Here is a 17,934-nt window from a genome sequence, read left to right as displayed (position 1 = left end):
ATTAGAAAAATTTTCTAAAATAGGGAATAGTTTTGAAAGATTTAATTATTGTAGAATCTCCAACCAAAGCAAAAACAATTAAAAACTTTGTGGGGAATAATTATGAGGTAATTGCCTCAAAAGGGCATATTAGAGATTTACCAAAACACACTTTTGGAATTAAAATTGACAATCAAGAGTTTGTTCCAGAATACAAAATTGATGAATCACATAAAAATGTTGTCAATGAGTTAAAAAGATTAGCCAAAAATTCTAAAACCATTTATATCGCAACCGATGAGGACCGCGAGGGTGAAGCAATAGGATTCCATATTGCAACTGCTATTGGCAAAGATCCATTGAAATTGCCTAGAATCGTGTTCCATGAGATTACCAAAAAGGCGATTTTGGATTCATTGAAAAATCCTCGCTATATTGATATGGACAAAGTCAATGCACAGCAGGCTAGGAGATTGCTTGATAGGATTGTGGGGTATCGACTAAGTCCTTTGATTTCCTCTAAAATTCAGCGAGGTTTAAGTGCTGGAAGGGTGCAAAGTAGTGCTTTAAAAATTATTGTAGATAGAGAAAAAGAAATCCTAAATTTTAAGCCCATCACTTATTATACAATTGATATTATCTTAAAAGACAATCTTGAAGCAGAGCTTGTTGAATTTAGTGGAGAAAAAATACAAAAGTTAAGTTTGCAAGATAAGATGCGTGCTTTGGAGATTGTAGAAAAGCTAAAAAAAGCCAAATTTGAAGTAAAGGAAATTGAAAATAAAAAGCGTAAAGTTAGCACTCCCCCGCCATTTATGACTTCAACACTCCAACAAAGCGCAAGTTCTATTTTGGGATTTTCACCCTCTAAGACAATGCAAACAGCACAAAAACTCTATGAAGGAGTAATGACTCATAAAGGTTCTATGGGAGTGATTACTTATATGAGGACAGATAGTTTAAATATCGCCAAAGTAGCACAAGATGAGGCTAGAGAGTTTATAGATAAAAATTATGGGAAAAAATACATTCCAAATAAGCCAAAAAATTATGCTACAAAGGCAAAGGGAGCACAAGAAGCACACGAGGCGATTAGACCTACTTTGATTGATTTTACTCCACAAGTTGCAGCACAATATCTCAAAGGAGATGAGCTGAAACTTTATTCTTTGATTTATAATCGATTTTTGGCTTCACAGATGAATGATGCAGAGTTTGAATTGCAAAATATTTTTGTAGCTTCTAGTGAATCTTTGTTAAAAATTAGTGGTAGAAAGCTTATTTTTGATGGATTTTATAGGGTTTTAAGCAATGAGGATAAAGATAAATTGTTGCCAAATTTGAAAATCGGAGAGACTTTAGAGCTAGAAAAATGCGGAGCTAGTGAGCATCAAACAGAGCCTCCAGCGAGATTCTCAGAAGCAAGTTTGATTAAAACATTAGAATCTCTAGGAATAGGTCGTCCAAGCACTTATGCACCGACAATCTCACTTCTTAATTCGCGTGAATATATCAAAATTGAAAAGAAACAAATTAAGCCTCAAGAAGTTGCTTTTAAAGTTGTGGAACTTTTGGAGAAATATTTTTTGGAAATTGTAGATTCTAAATTTACAGCAAGTTTGGAAGAAAAGCTCGATGAAATTGCAGAAAACAAACAAGATTGGCAAAAGCTTTTGTGGGATTTTTATGAGCCTTTTATCCAAAAAGTCAATGAAGGCAAGACGATTATACAAAGTCAAAAAGTAGCAATCCCAACTGGTGAGATTTGTCCGCTTTGTGGGAAGGAATTGATTAAAAGAAGTGGTAGATTTGGAGAATTTGTTGGTTGTAGTGGTTACCCTAAATGCAAATATATCAAAAAAGAAACAGAGACAAATCAAGAAAGCAATGAAGATTATGGGGTGTGTGAGAAATGTGGTAAGCCAATGTTGAAAAAATATGGGAAAAATGGAGAGTTTTTGGCTTGCAGCGGGTATCCAGATTGCAAAAACACAAAGGCTCTTAATCCAATCTCTAATACCAAAAAGGCAATAGAAGGTGTGAAATGCCCTAAATGTGGAGGGGAGATTTTGGAGAGAATGAGTAGAAGAGGTAAATTTTATGGTTGTGGGAATTATCCAAAATGCGACTTTATCTCGACTTATGAGCCTACTAATATTCATTGTCCCAAATGCGATTCTTTGATGGCAAAAAGACTTTATCGCAAAAAGCCTATTTTGGAGTGTATTGCCTGCAAAGAGCGTATTGAAGATACAGAAAATAAAACAAAGGAGTGAATTATGACACAAGAGATATTAGATTTTTTAGATGAGAATGTTACTTTTTTGGCGACAAAAGGGACTTGTGGCAATCCAAGAGTGCGTCCTATTAAATCTGCTTTATACAAAAATGGAAAGCTTTATTTTTGCACTTCTAATCAAAAAGGTATGTATAAGCATATGCAGAATTTTGCCGGGGTGGAATTGAGTGCTTTTGATGGCAAGGATAAGTGGATTAGGATTCGTGGAGAAGTGAAGTTTGATGATGATTTGGCACTCAAAGAGGCAATGTTTGAAAAATATCCAACTCTTGAAAATATTTATCAAAATCCAAAAAATCCAAATTTTGTTGTTTTTTATTTGGAGAATGTGAGTATTAAGATTCAAGATTTTGGTGGAAGAGAAGAGATATTAAAATATTAAATTTAAGGAAAGAGATGAGTGATATTTTTTTGTGCACAATTTCAAATATTTCAAGTGGAAGCTGTGCTGAGGATTGTGCATATTGCACCCAAAGCGCGAAATATAATGCAGACATTGAAAGATATAGACTAAAGCCTATTGAGCAAATTGTTTTTGAGGCAAAAGAAGCTGCCAAAAATGGGGCTTTGGGATTTTGTTTGGTTACAAGTGGAAGGAATCTTGATGATAAGAGAGTAGAGTATGTTTCAAAGGCTGCTAGGGCAATTGTCGCAGAGGGTTTGCATTTGCATTTAATTGGCTGTAATGGGATTGCATCTAAAGAGGCTTTGAAAGAATTAAAAGATTCTGGAATTGCAAGCTATAACCATAATTTAGAGGCTTGCAAGAATTTTTTTCCAAAAATTTGCACAACGCATAGCTTTGATGAGCGGTATCAAACCTGTGAGAATGCTTTGGAAGTGGGGCTTGGTTTGTGTAGCGGAGGGATTTTTGGAATGGGTGAATCTTGGCAGGATAGAATGGATTTATTGTATGCCTTGCAGACTTTAAATCCACATAGTTCCCCGGTTAATTTTTTCATTCCAAATCCCGCTTTGCCTCTCACTCAAGAAGTTTTAACTAGGCAAGAAGCATTAGAATGTGTAAAGTTAGCAAGAGAATATTTGCCTAATGCAAGATTAATGATAGCTGGAGGTAGAGAGAGGGTTTTTGGGGAAGATCAAAAAGAGCTTTTTGAATGTGGAATTAATGCGGTTGTTTTGGGGGATTATCTTACCACAAAAGGAAATAAACCAAAAGAAGAGGTTGAGAGAATTAAAAGTTATGGTTATGGTATAGCTACAAGTTGTGAGTGAAGGCAGCGAGTGAAATTATATTTTCTTGACAAAATTAAAGAAAAGATGATTCTTTTATCAAAGCATTTGTATATTTTTTTAAAAGGAGATTTGCTGTATTTTGCAGCAAGTCTTAGTTTTTATACTATATTTGCGCTTTTGCCGATGCTTTTGATTGTTTTTTCTTTGGTGGCGGCTTTGCCTGAATTCAAAGAATATTTGGAGAGTTTTAAAAATTTAGTCATTACTAATTTCTTGCCTACTTATTCTGATGTTTTTTTGGAGTATATGGATAGCTTTTTGGCAAATTCTACCAAACTTGGTGGAATGGGGCTTTTTTATGCTTTTGTTACCTCGATTTTATTTTTTAAAAATTATCAATTTATTGCTGGAAAAATCTTTCATACAAAGCCTCGTGGATTCTGGGATTCTTTGGCAGTTTATTGGACATGTATGACGCTTTTTCCTGTTGGAATCTTATTTTCTATTTATTTAAGTGCTAAGGCTTATGCTTATTTGGATATTTTGGGTTATAAAGATTTTATGCTTTGGTTGTTTCGCATAACGCCTTATTTGGTAACTTGGGCAATATTTTTTGTGCTATTTAAAATTTCTGCTAATGTTTATATTAGCACAAAAAATACACTTTTGAGCTCTCTTTTTACAGCGTTGTTGTGGTCGCTTTGTAAATGGGGTTTTGTGTATTATGTGTTTTATAATAAAGCCTATTTGACATTATATGGTTCTTTTAGCATTTTATTGTTTTTGTTTATTTGGGTGTATCTTTCGTGGGCAATTTTACTTTTTGGTATGAGTTTAAGCAGGGGAATTAATGAAGTATTTATCAAAGAGTTAGAAAAAGAGATTCAAGAATAATATTATGCTATAATAACTTTAATTTTTAAAATTTTAAGGAGAATTTTTTGGAAGTTGATTCGATTTTGCTGTCCATTCTTGCTTTATTTCTTGTCTTATTAAATGGTTTTTTTGTTCTTTCTGAATTTGCTATTGTCAAAATACGTCGTTCAAGGTTGGAAGAGTTGGTAAAGCGTGAGGTTCCAAGTGCAAAGCTTGCCTTAAAAATTACAGGAAAACTAGATTCTTATCTCTCTGCAACGCAGCTTGGAATCACCCTTTCATCTCTTGGGCTTGGTTGGATTGGAGAGCCAGCAGTTGCTAGATTATTGGAAGTTCCTTTTAAATATTTTATTGGAGAAAATCCTGTTTTGTTGCATTCTGTGAGTTTTGTCATCGCTTTTAGCTTTATCACGCTTTTGCATGTGGTTGTAGGTGAGATTGTGCCTAAATCTATCGCAATAGCTAAGGCAGAAAAATCTGTATTATTGGTAGCTCGACCTTTGCATTGGTTTTGGATTGTTTTTTATCCTGTGATTAAAATTTTTGATTTTATTGCTGCTATGATTCTTCATACTATCAATATCAAGCCTGCAAGTGAAGGGGAGGAGAGTGCGCATTCAGAAGAAGAGCTAAAAATCATTGTTGGAGAAAGCTTAAAGGGTGGTTATTTAGATACCATAGAAAATGAGATTATCCAAAATGCGGTGAGCTTTTCTGATACAATGGCAAAAGAGATTATGACACCGCGGAAAGATATGATTTGTTTGTATGATGATAATAGCTATGAAGAAAATATGCAAATTGTAACAACTACCAAACACACGCGTTATCCATATTGCAAAGAAGGAAAAGATAATATTATTGGAATGGTGCATTTAAGGGATTTGCTGGAGACTATGTTGTCAGAGAATCCTTCAAGAGAATTAGAAAAACTTGTTAGAGAGATGATTATTGTCCCAGAGAGTGCCTCGATTTCTAATATTTTATTGCAGATGAATCGCAGACAGATACATACTGCGCTAGTAGTGGATGAATATGGTGGAACTGCTGGGTTATTGACGATGGAAGATATTTTGGAGGAAGTCATTGGGGATATTTCTGATGAGCATGACAAGAAGAGTGAGGATTACCACAAAATCGATGAGGATACATACTCTTTTGATGGAATGCTGGATTTAGAAAGAGTTGCTGATGTGCTTGGAATTTCTTTTGAAGAGGATACAGAGCAGGTTACTATTGGTGGGTATGTTTTTAATTTGTTGGAGCGTATGCCAGTAGTTGGCGATGTTATTAGTGATGAGTTCTGTGAATATGAGGTTTTGGCTACTGAGGGTGCTAGAATTGTGCGTATTAAAGCGAGAAAAAAACCTTTTGAAATGGACGAAGAATAAATGACAGAATTATTTTTTGTTGGATTGCAGCTTTTGTTGATTGCTTTAAAATTAACAAATAAGATTCAATGGTCTTGGTGGTTGGTGCTGTTGCCAGCATTTTTGTATTTATTTTTTTATTTGTTTTTGTTTGTGCTTGTTGGAGGATTTTTAATAGGCATAGGTGTAGGTTTATCAACAATATAAGGAGAACTATGGAATTTGTAGCAATTTTGATGGGTAGCAAGAGTGATTATGAAGTAATGAGTGAGTGCATTAGTGTTTTAAAAAAGTTTGATGTGTCTTATGAAGTGGTTATTAGCTCTGCACATAGAAGCCCAAACCGAACTAAAGAATATGTTAAACAAGCAGAGCAAAAGGGAGCAAAAGTTTTTATCGCAGCAGCTGGAATGGCGGCACATTTGGCTGGAGCAGTGGCTTCAATGACAACAAAACCTGTTATAGGTGTGCCTTTAAAGGGTGGGGCTTTGGACGGATTGGATTCTTTGTTATCAACAGTTCAAATGCCTTCTGGTATGCCTGTGGCAACTGTGGCATTGGGTAAAACTGGAGCGGTAAATAGTGCTTATTTGGCAATGCAGATTCTGGCTTTGGAAAATGCAGAATTAGAGGGAAAATTGCGAGAAGATAGAGTGATGAAAGCAAAGAATGTGGAATTGGATTCTCAAGATATTGAGGTAATTTTGTAGGGAAATATATGGAAACTTGGGTTAAAATCGAAGAATTTTCTACATTGGCAAATTTGACTAGAGAAAAAATTTTGGAAATGGTGGCAAATGGAGAGCTAAAAGGGAAGCAAGAAAATGGCGAATTTATGATTGATGCAGGGAGTGGGACAAAAGCTGTTGTGCATACTACCGGAAATGCGGTAATGGTGGAGAATCATAGTGGGGGCGTGGATAGTGAGTTTGTAGAAAAAACTATCGGCACGATTCTTAGTTTGCATGAAAAAGTAATGAGTGCAAAAGAAGAGACTATTTTGAGTGTGAAAAGTGAGAATCAATTCCTTAAAGATGCGCTTTTTAATACGCAAGAAGTTTATGAAGATGATAAAAAAACAATAGCACTTTTAAGAGAGCAGCTAAAAGTGGCACAAGAAGAGATAGAGTTTCTTAAAAGAAAATATAAAATGATGTGGGGTAAGGTTGTTGATTCAAAACCAAAAGAAGGAATAGAAGATTAATTTAGAAAATAGATGCTTGGAGTGTTTGGCAAAACAAGCAATAAGGACAGCTAAAAATGTCGATTTTTGTGAGATAGAATTGATTGAGCAAGAAAGTAAAAAAGTTTTGGATAATTATCAAAAGGAAGCTCTTGCATTTTTTGCAGAAAAATTTGGTATAGTTTTTGGGGAAGATATAGAGATTCCACCTACGCTTTTAGCAGTTGTCTTGTATGATAAAATTTCACAAGTCTTGCAAAATAATGCACCTTATAGCGAAATTAAAAAACAAAGCATAATAAAAGCAAGGAAAATCAAAGAAAAATTGCTTGAAAGAATGGCTCCTATGTCAAAGGAAGATAGATTGGCTTTTGCTATTTCTTGTGCGGTTCTTGGAAATGTTATAGATTATGGTGCAGAACATTCTTATGATATAGAAGAAGAAAGCAATAAAATTTTTCATACAGATTTTGCTTATTTCCATTTGGAGGCTTTGTTGGAGCGTTTGAAGGAAACTAAAAAGCTTGTTTATATTGGGGATAATGCGGGAGAAAATGAGCTAGATGAGATTTTGATAGAAGTTTTGAAAGATTGCTATCCGCAAATGCAAATTTTTTATTTTGTTCGTGGAATGGAAATTATCAATGATATCACTTTGAATGATCTTAAAAATAGCCATTCTAGGCTTTTTGCTCTTTGTGAAGTGGTGGATAGTGGAGTGCCAAGTCCGGGGTTTATTTATCCCTTGGCGAATGTTCAATCCCAAACAATATTTAAAGAGGCAGATTTGGTGTTTGCAAAGGGTATGGGGAATTTTGAATCAATGGAGAAAATAGCTAGAGAAGATTCTAGAATATTTTTTCTTTTTAAAATTAAATGCAATGTGATTGCAGATTATTTAAATAAAAAATTGGGGGAGCTTGTATTGCTATCCCCTTATATTTTGCATAAAGGCTTGGTATGCTAACTAATCCTGTCGTGGTTTCTATTCTTGTGATGAGTGTGCTTTGTTTGGCAAAATTGAATGTGTTATTGGCGATTTTGATTTCTGCTTTGGTGGCGGGAGTAATGGCTGGTTTGGGTGTAGAAAAGAGCATTGATACTCTAATAGCAGGAATGTCTGGAAATTTGGAAACTGCTTTAAGCTATATTCTTTTGGGGGCTTTAGCAAGTGCTATTTCTAAGACGAATCTTACCCCTATTTTGATTCATTATATTGCAAATTTTATTCAAAATCGTCGTTTAATGTTTTGTCTTTTTATTGCTTTTTTTGCGTGTTTTTCGCAAAATCTTATTCCTGTGCATATTGCTTTTATCCCCATTCTTATTCCTCCACTTTTACCTTTGATGAATCGTTTGAAAATTGATAGAAGAGCGGTTGCTTGTGCTTTGACTTTTGGATTGAAAGCGCCTTATGTGAGCTTTAGTGTTGGATTTGGTTTGATTTTTCATACAATTTTGAGAGATCAATTGGTGCAAAATGGAGTTAATGTTAGCTTGAATGATATTTCAAGTGTGATGTGGATTGGCGGAGTGAGCATGCTTGTAGGCTTACTTTTGGCAATTTTTGTATTTTATAAGAAGCCTAGGGAATACCAAAATACTTTTTTAGAAGAAAATGTTTTAAAACATTTGGACAATCCTAAAATGCAAAAGCAAGATTATGGGGTTTTATTTGGGGCAATTGTGGCTTTTGTGGTGCAGATTGTAGAGGGTTCTTTGCCTCTTGGTGGGCTTGCTGGATTGTTGGTTATGATTGTTTTTGGGGCGATTAAATGGAGCAATGTTGATATTGTTATGGAAGATGGCTTTAAAATGATGTCATTTATTGCATTTGTGATGTTGGTGGCTGCTGGGTATGGGAATGTGTTAAAAGAGACAGGAGCCATTGAATCACTTGTTGAGGCAGTTTCTTCGCTTTCTGGTGGGCAGTTTGGTGGTGCATTGATGATGCTGTTGATAGGATTGCTAGTAACAATGGGGATTGGCACTTCTTTTGGGACATTGCCTATTATTGCTGCAATTTATTGTCCTTTAGCCTTGAAATTGGGCTTTAGTGCAGAAGCAATTATTTTGCTTGTTGGTATTGCAGGAGCATTGGGAGATGCTGGGAGTCCAGCATCTGATAGCACTTTGGGTCCTACTTCTGGTTTGAATGCAGATGGACAGCATAATCATATTTGGGATACTTGTGTCCCAACATTTTTGGCTTACAATATTCCATTGTTGATTGGTGGAATGATTGGTGCAATGTTATTATAAGGAGTTTTAAATGCAAGATTTTATAGAAATAGCCAAAGAAGTTTTTGAGATAGAATCGGAGGCAATTTTAGAGTTAAAAGGGCAGTTAAGTGAGGATTTCAATGCTGTTGTTGAATGTATTTTGAAACTTAAAGGGCATTGCGTGATTACTGGAATGGGGAAATCTGGGCATATTGCCGAAAAAATTGCAGCGACTTTGGCAAGCACAGGGACTCCAAGTTTCTTTTTGCATCCCGGAGAGGCTTTGCATGGAGATTTGGGAATGCTTACAAAAGAAGATGCGGTGATTGCTATTTCTAATTCTGGAGAAAGTGAAGAGATTTTGCGTATTATCCCTATTATCAAAAAGAGGGAGATACCGCTAATTGTAATGAGTGGGAATCCAAAATCTACCATGGCAAAGGAAGGGAAATATTTTTTGAATGTTGCAGTCAAAAAAGAAGCATGCCCTTTGCAACTTGCGCCAACTTCTTCTACAACGGCAACTTTGGCTATGGGAGATGCAATTGCAGTGGCTTTGATGAAAGCTAGGGGATTTAAGCCTGAAAACTTTGCAATGTTTCACCCCGGAGGAAGTTTGGGTAGAAAATTACTCACACAAGTTAAAGATATTATGGTTTCTAAAGAATTGCCCATTGTAAATTTGGAAACTAATTTTAAAGATTTAATTACAGAGATGACAAGTAAAAGGTTGGGAGTGTGTTTGGTTTTGGATAATGGGCGTTTGGTTGGAATTATTACAGATGGGGATTTAAGGCGTGCATTAATGGATGATAAATTTGATTCTAATGCTGCTGAAATTATGACAAAACAGCCAAAAACGATTCAAAGCGATGCAATGGCAACCCAAGCAGAATCCTTAATGATGGAATCAAAAATTAAAGAGTTGGTTGTAATGGAGGGGGAGAAAGTTGTGGGGATTGTTCAATTGTATGAAGTAGGGCGAATCTAATTGCACATATTCTAAAGATTCTTCAAAAGTGGGGATAGGAGACTATCTTCATTGTTTTTATTTTTTCATTTACCATTTGTTGTTTTTTAAGCTTTTAATTATTTTTTTTCTTATAAAATGCTAAGTTCTCTAAAATATTTCTAGGGAAATCTTAAAGAAGGAGTAGATATGCAATCAAACCCTGCATTAGAGTATGATTACTCCATTGCAAAGTTATTTCTTTTTGCAACGATTGTATTTGGTATTGTTGGATTATTGTTGGGCGTGATTATCGCTTTTCAAATGGCATTTCCAAATCTTAACTATCTAGCTGGAGAGTTTGGGACTTTTGGAAGACTTAGACCGCTACATACAAATGGAATTATCTATGGATTCACTTTGAGCGGTATTTGGGCAGCCTGGTATTATTTGGGTCAAAGGGTATTAAAAATATCTTACAATGAGCATCCGTTTTTGAAATTTATCGGATATTTGCATTTTGTGCTATATATTGTTTTGATGGCATTGGCAGTTGTGAGCTTATTTGCTGGACTTACTCAATCAAAAGAGTATTCAGAGCTTGTTTGGCCATTGGACTTATTAGTTGTTGTTGTTTGGGTTTTGTGGGGTGTTAGTCTCTTTGGTTCAATGGGGGTAAGAAGAGAGCAAACTATTTATATTAGTTTGTGGTATTTTATCGCTACTTTTGTCGCAATTTCTGCACTCTATATTTTTAATAATTTATCTATCCCAACTTATCTTGTTTCAGGAGTTGGTTCTGTATGGAATTCTATTTCTTTGTATGCAGGGACAAATGATGCAATGGTGCAATGGTGGTTTGGTCATAATGCTGTTGCTTTTGTCTTTACTTCAGGGATTATTGGGGTGATTTATTATTTCTTGCCAAAAGAATCTGGACAGCCTATTTTCTCTTATAAATTGACTTTGTTTTCATTTTGGGGATTAATGTTTGTTTATATTTGGGCAGGTAGCCATCACCTTATTTATTCTACTGTTCCTGATTGGATGCAAACTATGGGTTCAATTTTCTCTGTTGTGTTGATTTTGCCTTCTTGGGGAACAGCTGTAAATATGCTTTTGACTATGAAGGGACAATGGCATCAATTAAAAGAATCACCTTTGATTAAGTTTTTGATACTTGCTTCAACTTTTTATATGCTTTCAACTCTTGAAGGTCCAATTCAATCTATCAAATCTGTTAATGCTTTAGCACACTTTACAGATTGGATTGTAGGGCATGTTCATGATGGTGTTTTGGGCTGGGTTGGATTTACAATCATAGCAGCTTGTTATCATATGACTCCAAGATTGTTTAAAAGAGAAATTTACTCTAAAAAGCTTATGGATATTCAATTTTGGATTCAAACCATTGCCATTATTCTTTATTTTTCAAGTATGTGGATTGCGGGTATCACACAAGGTATGATGTGGAGAGCAACAGATGAATTTGGAAGTTTGGCTTATTCATTTATTGATACTGTAACTGTACTATTCCCTTACTATACAATTAGGGCAATAGGTGGAACAATGTATCTTATTGGATTTATTATATTTACTTATAATATTATTATGACCATTGTTGCAAGTAGAGAGCTTGAAAAAGAACCTAACTATGCAACTCCAATGGCAGCGTAAAGGAGGGTTGAATGTTTCATTGGTTGGAAAAAAATCCGTTTTTCTTTACGGTAGTTTTTTTATTGGTATTTTCTATTGCTGGATTGGTTGAGATTCTGCCAGATTTTGCGAAAGCATCTCGTCCTACGGAGAATCTTAAACCTTATACATTATTAGAAACAGCAGGTCGTCAGATTTATATTGCAGAGAGTTGCAATGCTTGTCATTCGCAGTTAATTCGTCCATTTAAAGCTGAAACTGACAGATATGGAGCTTATAGCTTAAGTGGTGAATACGCATATGATAGACCATTTTTGTGGGGTTCTAAAAGGACAGGTCCAGATTTGCACCGCGTAGGTGATTATAGGACAACAGATTGGCATGAAGAGCATATGTTAAATCCAGCTTCTGTAGTTCCGGGTTCTATTATGCCTGCGTATGCACATTTGTATGAAAAGAATGTGGATGTAGATACAGCATATGCAGAAGCTTATACCCAAAAAGTTGTTTTTGCAGTGCCTTATGATACAGAGGGGAATCCTAAACTTGGAGATTTAGAGGCTGCTAGAGCAGAAATTTTAGCAGAAGCTAAAGTTTTGGTTGAGGATATGAAGGATCCAGAGATTAAGGCAGCATTGGAGAGAGGGGAGATTAAGCAAATTGTAGCATTGATTGCTTATCTTAATAGCTTGGGACAAAAAAGAAGGGCTAATTAGTTGTGGATTACGAAACTATAAGAATTATTCAAGGTTATGCATATTGGGCTATTACGATTTTGTTAGTAATTTTGCTTTATGGATATATTTATCATTTGTATAAAAGCCAAAAGTCTGGGAAAATTGATTATGAAAAATATGCCAGGTTGGCTTTAGATGATAATTTGAATGATGATTTGGTGGAAGCAAGAAGCAATAAAGATAAAAAGAAGGAGAGCTAAATGGAATGGTTTAACTTAGGCGATAGCATCAATCAGCTTGGATTGCTTGGTGCTGTGGCGATTCTGGTTTTGACTATTTTTGTTGCTGGTGGTTATATCAAGAAAATGAAAAATAGCAAAGCAGAAGGTGATTTATCAAGTGAAGATTGGGATGGAATTAAAGAGTTTAAAAATGATATTCCAATTGGTTGGGGTGTAACTTATCTCGTGCTTATAATTTGGGGATTATGGTATTGGTTTGTTGGATATCCTTTGAATTCTTATTCCCAAATTGGTGAATACAATGAAGAGGTAAAAGCTTATAATGCAAAGTTTGAGGCAAAATGGCAAAATATCGATGAAGCCACTTTGGTCAAAATGGGACAGAATCTATTTTTGGTTCAATGCTCACAATGCCACGGAATTACCACTGAAGGTATGAATGGGACAGCAGCAAATCTAGCTGAGTGGGGTAGAGAAGAAGGGATTATTACTGTTATTGACCAAGGAAGCAAGGGATTAGGCTATATGCTTGGAGATATGTTGCCTATTGAAGAAGTTGCTCCGGGTGTTTTGAGCACAGAAGAAGATAAAAAGGCAGTAGCTGCTTATGTAATGGCTGAAATTTCTGAGGTTAAGAAAACAAAATATCCAGATTTGGTAGAAAAAGGTAAAAAACTTTATGAAGCTGCAACTTGTAATGCTTGCCATGGTGAAGATGGTAAAGGAATGGGTGGAATGGCACCTGATTTAAGCAAGTATGGAACTCCATCATTTGTAGCTGAAGTTTTGGAAAAAGGCAAGAAAGGACACATTGGTATTATGCCTTCCTTCAAAAATCAAATGTTTACAGACATTCAAAAAGAAGCTCTAGGACATTTTATTTATTCGGATAAAAATTAAGGAGATTGTGCTATGAATGGTTTATTTGGAATTAATGGGCTAGGTGGTTATATTATAGCTGTTGTATTATTGCTTGCAGTAGTATTTGGATTGGGATATACAGCAGTTATTACACAAAAAGCGGAAGCTAATAATCCTTATGTGATTGAAAATGCAAATAGCATACAAATGAAAAGTGTTGAAAACGCTCAACACTTTCAAAATGCAAAGGAGTAAAGATGACAAAATATAGTGGATTGGAAAAAATTCTTTTTGCAGCACATATTGTTGCAATTATTGCTTCTATTGCAGTAGTTTTTATCCCAGATATGCTTCTTTTTGTTGGTTAGAATGTTGTCAAAGTTGAAAATAGGGATTTTTTCCCTATTTTTTTTGAATTGTATTTTTGCACAGCCTTATGTATTGGAAAACCAGCATCAGTTAGTAGAAAAAACAACAGGTTTTATTGAGATTTTATCAGATGAAGTCTATGAAAAAACAGGTGTAAGAATGCATGTTGTTGCTCTTGAGGGTTTAAATGGAGTGAATCTTCAGGAGAAAGAACAAACTTATCTTGAAAAATTAAAAGCTCCCTATGTGTTGCTTTTTTTTGTGAAAGCCGAAAAAAAAATTGATATTCTTGTTAGTCAAGATATTGAAAAAGTATTTGACAAAAAAGAAGTTTATTGGGATTATATTGTCCCATTGATACCTACTTCAGATAAAGAATTAAATAGCCAAAGAATCTCTGCATTTTTGCTCAATGGTCTTGTGGATATCGCAGATAGGATAGCAGAATATTATCAAGTCCAGCTTGAGCATAGTTTCCCTAAGCAAAACAAAGGAATACAAATCGCAGTTAGAACAGCTCTTTATGTGATGCTTTTTGTATTGTTGATTTTGTTTGTTTTTGTGTATTTAAGGAGAAAATAATGAATAAAAATTATTGGCCTGTTGGAATTTTTTTGTTGGCGATGGTGGTGGTAGGCTTGATTGTTTTGACAATCAAAACTGCATTGGCAAATCCTGTAGAGATGAAGGGAATGTGCGGAATGGACTCGCAATATGTAGATGAAAATATTAATGCAATCACTCAAAAAAGACAGGCTTTTTTAAAGCAATATGCTATAAATTTTGAAGGGGCAAAAGAGCAAAGTATTAATGAATTTAAAATGGCTTTTTTGAGGGTGAAAAATTTGGAGAATCAAAAAATACAAAATAATGCAAAGATAACTTTCTTTTTGACGCGTCCAAACACCACACAAGAAGATCAAAAACTTGGAGCGGGTGAATTGGTGGATGGAATCTATCAAAGTCCTGCTTTTGAAGTCAAAAAACAGGGGCGTTGGCAAGTGGAAGCCTATGTGGAAGTTGGAGAAGATTCTATTTGTCTTATGCAAGAATATTTGGTGAAGTAGAGCGGTTTGATTGAATTTTAATTGAATTAAAAGTGTAGAATCAAGAGCTTAAGAGAGGGAGAAAATGAAGTTTTTTAGCTATGTGGTTTGGTTGTTGTTTAGTGTGGTGATGATTGTAAGTGGCGTTTTTGGCTGTTTGATGCCGCTTGAGACTTTTGTGGGGTTTGCAGTGTTGCTACCGATATTTTTGCTTATTGGTGGGCTTAGTAATGTGATTTATTATTTCTATGCTAGGGAAGCAAGGGGTGCGGAGTTTATTTTGGTTGATGGACTTTTGAATCTCTTATTTGCTTGGATTTTCTTTTGGAATGGAATTGACTTCACTTCGCTAGCCATTGTTGCTTTCGTGGCGTTTATGATTTTGTTTAAAGGAATCTTGGGAATTGGCTATGCCTTTAAACTCAAAAAGCTAGGATTTGGTTGGGGGATGACTTTTTTTATTGCACTTTTGAATATTCTAATTGCCGTGATTTTCATCGCTAATCCCACTGTTGGTGGTGTTACAATTGGTTTTATGATTGCATTAATGGTGTTGTTTTTTGGGATTATCTCGCTATGGCTTGGTTTTGGCAGCAAAAAGCTGTTTGGCTGATTGTTTTTGATTTTTTAAATTTTAATTTAGTTTTGTAGAGAAAGGAAAAGAAAATGGCTTGTGTTTTGCAAATTGGTGCTGGTGGCGTTGGCGGTGTGGTAGCACACAAAATGGCTATGAATAGGGAGGTGTTTTCACGCATTGTTTTGGCTTCGCGTAACATCGCTAAGTGTGCGGCGATAGCAGATTCTATCCGTGCTAAGGGGCTAGGCGAGATAGAGATAGATAGGGTTGATGCGGATAATGTCGATGAAATCGTGGCGTTGATAGAAAAGTATAAGCCCTTTTTGGTGGTGAATGTGGCTTTGCCTTATCAGGATTTAAGTATTATGCAGGCTTGCTTACAAACTAAGACGCATTATCTTGATACCGCAAATTACGAGCATCCAGACTCAGCGCACTTTGAGTATAAAGAGCAGTGGGCGTATGATACACGCTATAAACAAGCAGGGATTTTTGCTCTACTTGGCAGCGGCTTTGATCCGGGCGTTACGAATGTCTTTTGTGCTTATGCGCAAAAACATTATTTTGATGAGATACATACTATCGATATTTTGGATTGTAATGCAGGGGATCACGGCTATGCCTTTGCTACGAATTTTAATCCAGAGATTAATCTACGCGAGGTAAGCTCAAAAGCCCGTTACTGGGTTAGTAATTCGTCTCTTACGCAATCTTTGAATGATTTCGGCGGTTCGGCTCGGTCATTTATGTCTAATAAACTCCCTTCGCCTCACCTTGAAAAACATTCAAATCTTACGCAAGATACTAGAATTACAGAATCTAGCCCCGCACAATCTCAACAATCACTGATTTTAGCCCAAGAGGCAAATCCTTGTAACATCACTATCCTTTCCTATGAGCCTTCAATGCTACCCGCAATGCTTGAAATTTGGGAAGATTCTGTAAGAGCCTCGCATTTTTTCTTAAAAGATAATGACATAGTAGAGATAAAAGAGGAAGTAAAGGGAGCTTTTGCATTTTTACAAAATATCCTTGTAGCAAAGCTAAATAACGACTTTGCAGGTTTTATCGGTGTGAGTGAAAAAAGTATAGAAATGCTTTTTGTGGCTTCAAAATTCTTTAATCTAGGGCTTGGTAAAAGGCTTATCCTAGAGGCTGTAAATGCCTTTTTTACAGAGCAAAATGAAATTTTGCTAGATTGTAATGAGCAAAATGAAAGAGGCTTAACTTTCTATCAAAAACTAGGCTTTAAAGAGCGTGGCAAAAGCCAAAAAGATTCAAAGGGCAGGGACTTTGCTATCATTCATTTTGCTATATCAAGGGCGAAATTACTAGCCAAGCTTTTAAATGATAATATCAAATCCAATCTAGCCCTAAATAAAGACTTAAAAAAAGATGAGATTTACCGCAAATTTGAAAGAGAGGAAAAGCATTTTAAGCTAGAATCTAATACGCAGGATTTAAAAGATGAGGCTTATTTTGGTGGGCAGTGGCGTGATGTAGCACCGTTAGCACTAATGAAGGAGTGGGAGTATCCTGAAGTTGGGGTAAAAAATAGCTATTTGCTTTACCACGAGGAGCTAGAATCTCTTATAAGAAATATCAAAGGCTTACGCAGAATTCGCTTTTTTATGACTTTTGGCGAGAGTTATTTAACGCATATGAAATGCCTAGAAAATGTCGGGCTTTTGCGTGTTGATGAGGTGGAGCATAATGGACAAAAAATCGTGCCTATCCAAGTGCTAAAGACACTTTTACCAGACCCAGCTTCCTTAGCGCCCCGCACCAAAGGACAAACACACATCGGCTGCTATATAAAGGGCGTAAAAGATGGCAAAGAACGCACGATTTATATTTATAATATTTGCGAACATGAGGCTTGTTATAAAGAGGTAAATGCACAAGGGGTAAGCTATACCACAGGAGTGCCAGCGATGATAGGAGCAAAGCTTATATGTGAGGGCAAGTGGGGCGTTGGGAGCAATTCATCTCTTACGCAAGATACTAGAATTGCAGAATCTAGCTATGCACAAGAGCGATTAGCCCTCAATGCTGATATGCCACAAGGTGGGGAGTATCAAGGCATAGATTCTGATAATGGAAGTGGTGTGTGGAATATGGAGCAAAACAACCCCGACCCATTTATGCAAGAACTCAACAAACAAGGCTTACCTTATGTCGTGCTTGAAATAGATTCTAATGGAGATTCTAAAGTGCTAGAGGACGGGAGAAAGTGAAATGAGATTCTAAACTTTACATAGCAAAGTTTGCAATGACTATATGAAGACTCTTTAGAGATTCTAGAATCCTTAGATATTTCGCTACGCTCAATATGACGTATTTACAGAATCTAGAATCTAGCAAAAAAGTGCAAAAAAAGCTAAAAAATGTAAAAATTGCATAGGCAAAAACAATAATATAAGCAAAACT

Annotated in this window: 20 protein-coding genes; all 20 read left to right on the top strand. The window is 35.7% G+C overall.

All coding sequences use genetic code 11. The annotated features are described in order from the left end of the window. The first annotated feature begins 32 nt into the window (after positions 1 to 32). The 20 genes from topA to JJQ98_RS06225 all read left to right on the top strand — a co-directional run bounded on the left by topA (position 33) and on the right by JJQ98_RS06225 (position 17,741). Positions 33 to 2,255 carry a type I DNA topoisomerase gene (topA, locus tag JJQ98_RS06330; RefSeq protein WP_151105216.1) on the top strand — a complete coding sequence of 741 codons (2,223 nt, stop codon included), beginning with the start codon at positions 33 to 35 and terminating at the stop codon, positions 2,253 to 2,255. Between the two features lie 3 nt (positions 2,256 to 2,258). Then, on the top strand, positions 2,259 to 2,660 hold the full coding sequence (locus JJQ98_RS06325) for a pyridoxamine 5'-phosphate oxidase family protein (protein ID WP_005022548.1): 402 nt from the start codon (positions 2,259 to 2,261) through the stop codon (positions 2,658 to 2,660). Between the two features lie 14 nt (positions 2,661 to 2,674). Further along, a complete protein-coding gene (locus JJQ98_RS06320; RefSeq protein WP_054198356.1) occupies positions 2,675 to 3,514 on the top strand; it encodes a biotin synthase in 840 nt (279 codons plus the stop codon). A gap of 9 nt (positions 3,515 to 3,523) precedes the next feature. Further along, positions 3,524 to 4,369 (top strand): YihY family inner membrane protein, encoded by an 846-nt coding sequence (locus JJQ98_RS06315; protein WP_005022551.1) that lies wholly within the window; start codon positions 3,524 to 3,526, stop codon positions 4,367 to 4,369. Positions 4,370 to 4,416: 47 nt separating this feature from the next. Continuing rightward, entirely contained in the window at positions 4,417 to 5,742 is a 1,326-nt protein-coding gene (locus tag JJQ98_RS06310; protein WP_005022552.1) for a hemolysin family protein, read from the top strand. Continuing rightward, complete coding sequence (locus JJQ98_RS06305) at positions 5,743 to 5,928, top strand: hypothetical protein (protein ID WP_005022554.1); 186 nt, start codon at positions 5,743 to 5,745, stop codon at positions 5,926 to 5,928. It abuts the gene before it with no gap. 8 nt (positions 5,929 to 5,936) lie between these two features. Next, the gene (purE, locus tag JJQ98_RS06300; RefSeq protein WP_005022556.1) at positions 5,937 to 6,431 is read left to right on the top strand and encodes a 5-(carboxyamino)imidazole ribonucleotide mutase; all 495 of its coding nucleotides are present in this window, start codon (positions 5,937 to 5,939) and stop codon (positions 6,429 to 6,431) included. 8 nt (positions 6,432 to 6,439) lie between these two features. Further along, positions 6,440 to 6,925: a DUF3972 domain-containing protein gene (locus JJQ98_RS06295; RefSeq protein ID WP_005022557.1), complete on the top strand. Its 486-nt coding sequence runs from the start codon at positions 6,440 to 6,442 to the stop codon at positions 6,923 to 6,925. A gap of 16 nt (positions 6,926 to 6,941) precedes the next feature. Beyond that, on the top strand, positions 6,942 to 7,871 hold the full coding sequence (locus JJQ98_RS06290; RefSeq protein WP_281728925.1) for a damage-control phosphatase ARMT1 family protein: 930 nt from the start codon (positions 6,942 to 6,944) through the stop codon (positions 7,869 to 7,871). Continuing rightward, positions 7,865 to 9,166, top strand: coding sequence for a Na+/H+ antiporter family protein (locus JJQ98_RS06285; RefSeq protein ID WP_065827925.1), 1,302 nt, complete (start codon positions 7,865 to 7,867; stop codon positions 9,164 to 9,166). Before JJQ98_RS06290 ends, JJQ98_RS06285 begins: the two co-directional genes overlap by 7 nt. 10 nt (positions 9,167 to 9,176) lie before the next feature. Then, a complete protein-coding gene (locus JJQ98_RS06280; protein ID WP_005022561.1) occupies positions 9,177 to 10,118 on the top strand; it encodes a KpsF/GutQ family sugar-phosphate isomerase in 942 nt (313 codons plus the stop codon). Between the two features lie 168 nt (positions 10,119 to 10,286). Beyond that, entirely contained in the window at positions 10,287 to 11,753 is a 1,467-nt protein-coding gene (ccoN, locus tag JJQ98_RS06275; protein ID WP_005022562.1) for a cytochrome-c oxidase, cbb3-type subunit I, read from the top strand. Between the two features lie 11 nt (positions 11,754 to 11,764). After that, positions 11,765 to 12,448 carry a cytochrome-c oxidase, cbb3-type subunit II gene (gene ccoO / locus JJQ98_RS06270; protein ID WP_060661648.1) on the top strand — a complete coding sequence of 228 codons (684 nt, stop codon included), beginning with the start codon at positions 11,765 to 11,767 and terminating at the stop codon, positions 12,446 to 12,448. Positions 12,449 to 12,450: 2 nt separating this feature from the next. Then, a complete protein-coding gene (locus tag JJQ98_RS06265) occupies positions 12,451 to 12,669 on the top strand; it encodes a cytochrome c oxidase, cbb3-type, CcoQ subunit (protein WP_005022564.1) in 219 nt (72 codons plus the stop codon). Then, complete coding sequence (locus JJQ98_RS06260; RefSeq protein WP_054198359.1) at positions 12,670 to 13,551, top strand: c-type cytochrome; 882 nt, start codon at positions 12,670 to 12,672, stop codon at positions 13,549 to 13,551. Positions 13,552 to 13,563: 12 nt separating this feature from the next. Next, positions 13,564 to 13,767, top strand: a complete 204-nt coding sequence (locus tag JJQ98_RS06255; RefSeq protein ID WP_005022567.1) for a DUF4006 family protein — start codon at positions 13,564 to 13,566, stop codon at positions 13,765 to 13,767. 114 nt (positions 13,768 to 13,881) lie between these two features. Continuing rightward, positions 13,882 to 14,463 (top strand): TPM domain-containing protein, encoded by a 582-nt coding sequence (locus tag JJQ98_RS06250; RefSeq protein WP_170252231.1) that lies wholly within the window; start codon positions 13,882 to 13,884, stop codon positions 14,461 to 14,463. After that, positions 14,463 to 14,948 (top strand): FixH family protein, encoded by a 486-nt coding sequence (locus JJQ98_RS06245; protein ID WP_151105213.1) that lies wholly within the window; start codon positions 14,463 to 14,465, stop codon positions 14,946 to 14,948. The genes JJQ98_RS06250 and JJQ98_RS06245 overlap by 1 nt, the downstream gene beginning before the upstream one ends. A gap of 64 nt (positions 14,949 to 15,012) precedes the next feature. Beyond that, complete coding sequence (locus JJQ98_RS06240) at positions 15,013 to 15,540, top strand: HdeD family acid-resistance protein (protein ID WP_151105212.1); 528 nt, start codon at positions 15,013 to 15,015, stop codon at positions 15,538 to 15,540. 53 nt (positions 15,541 to 15,593) lie between these two features. Further along, positions 15,594 to 17,741 carry a GNAT family N-acetyltransferase gene (locus JJQ98_RS06225; RefSeq protein WP_151105211.1) on the top strand — a complete coding sequence of 716 codons (2,148 nt, stop codon included), beginning with the start codon at positions 15,594 to 15,596 and terminating at the stop codon, positions 17,739 to 17,741. The last annotated feature ends 193 nt before the right edge of the window (positions 17,742 to 17,934 follow it).

Origin of the sequence: Helicobacter pullorum NCTC 12824 (assembly GCF_017979475.1) — a bacterium.
GTDB lineage: Bacteria > Campylobacterota > Campylobacteria > Campylobacterales > Helicobacteraceae > Helicobacter_D > Helicobacter_D pullorum.
Note: the sequence above shows the minus strand (reverse complement) of the source record. Positions and strands in the feature narration are given on the sequence as shown.

Bases quoted from the DNA above. Each gene is read 5' to 3' on its own strand.
- JJQ98_RS06325 (WP_005022548.1), top strand. From the start codon at position 2,259: ATGACACAAGAGATATTAGATTTTTTAGATGAGAATGTTACTTTTTTG.
- JJQ98_RS06320 (WP_054198356.1), top strand. From the start codon at position 2,675: ATGAGTGATATTTTTTTGTGCACAATTTCAAATATTTCAAGTGGAAGC.
- JJQ98_RS06305 (WP_005022554.1), top strand. From the start codon at position 5,743: ATGACAGAATTATTTTTTGTTGGATTGCAGCTTTTGTTGATTGCTTTA.
- purE (WP_005022556.1), top strand. From the start codon at position 5,937: ATGGAATTTGTAGCAATTTTGATGGGTAGCAAGAGTGATTATGAAGTA.
- JJQ98_RS06295 (WP_005022557.1), top strand. From the start codon at position 6,440: ATGGAAACTTGGGTTAAAATCGAAGAATTTTCTACATTGGCAAATTTG.
- JJQ98_RS06285 (WP_065827925.1), top strand. From the start codon at position 7,865: ATGCTAACTAATCCTGTCGTGGTTTCTATTCTTGTGATGAGTGTGCTT.
- JJQ98_RS06280 (WP_005022561.1), top strand. From the start codon at position 9,177: ATGCAAGATTTTATAGAAATAGCCAAAGAAGTTTTTGAGATAGAATCG.
- ccoN (WP_005022562.1), top strand. From the start codon at position 10,287: ATGCAATCAAACCCTGCATTAGAGTATGATTACTCCATTGCAAAGTTA.
- ccoO (WP_060661648.1), top strand. From the start codon at position 11,765: ATGTTTCATTGGTTGGAAAAAAATCCGTTTTTCTTTACGGTAGTTTTT.
- JJQ98_RS06260 (WP_054198359.1), top strand. From the start codon at position 12,670: ATGGAATGGTTTAACTTAGGCGATAGCATCAATCAGCTTGGATTGCTT.
- JJQ98_RS06255 (WP_005022567.1), top strand. From the start codon at position 13,564: ATGAATGGTTTATTTGGAATTAATGGGCTAGGTGGTTATATTATAGCT.
- JJQ98_RS06250 (WP_170252231.1), top strand. From the start codon at position 13,882: ATGTTGTCAAAGTTGAAAATAGGGATTTTTTCCCTATTTTTTTTGAAT.
- JJQ98_RS06245 (WP_151105213.1), top strand. From the start codon at position 14,463: ATGAATAAAAATTATTGGCCTGTTGGAATTTTTTTGTTGGCGATGGTG.
- JJQ98_RS06240 (WP_151105212.1), top strand. From the start codon at position 15,013: ATGAAGTTTTTTAGCTATGTGGTTTGGTTGTTGTTTAGTGTGGTGATG.
- JJQ98_RS06225 (WP_151105211.1), top strand. From the start codon at position 15,594: ATGGCTTGTGTTTTGCAAATTGGTGCTGGTGGCGTTGGCGGTGTGGTA.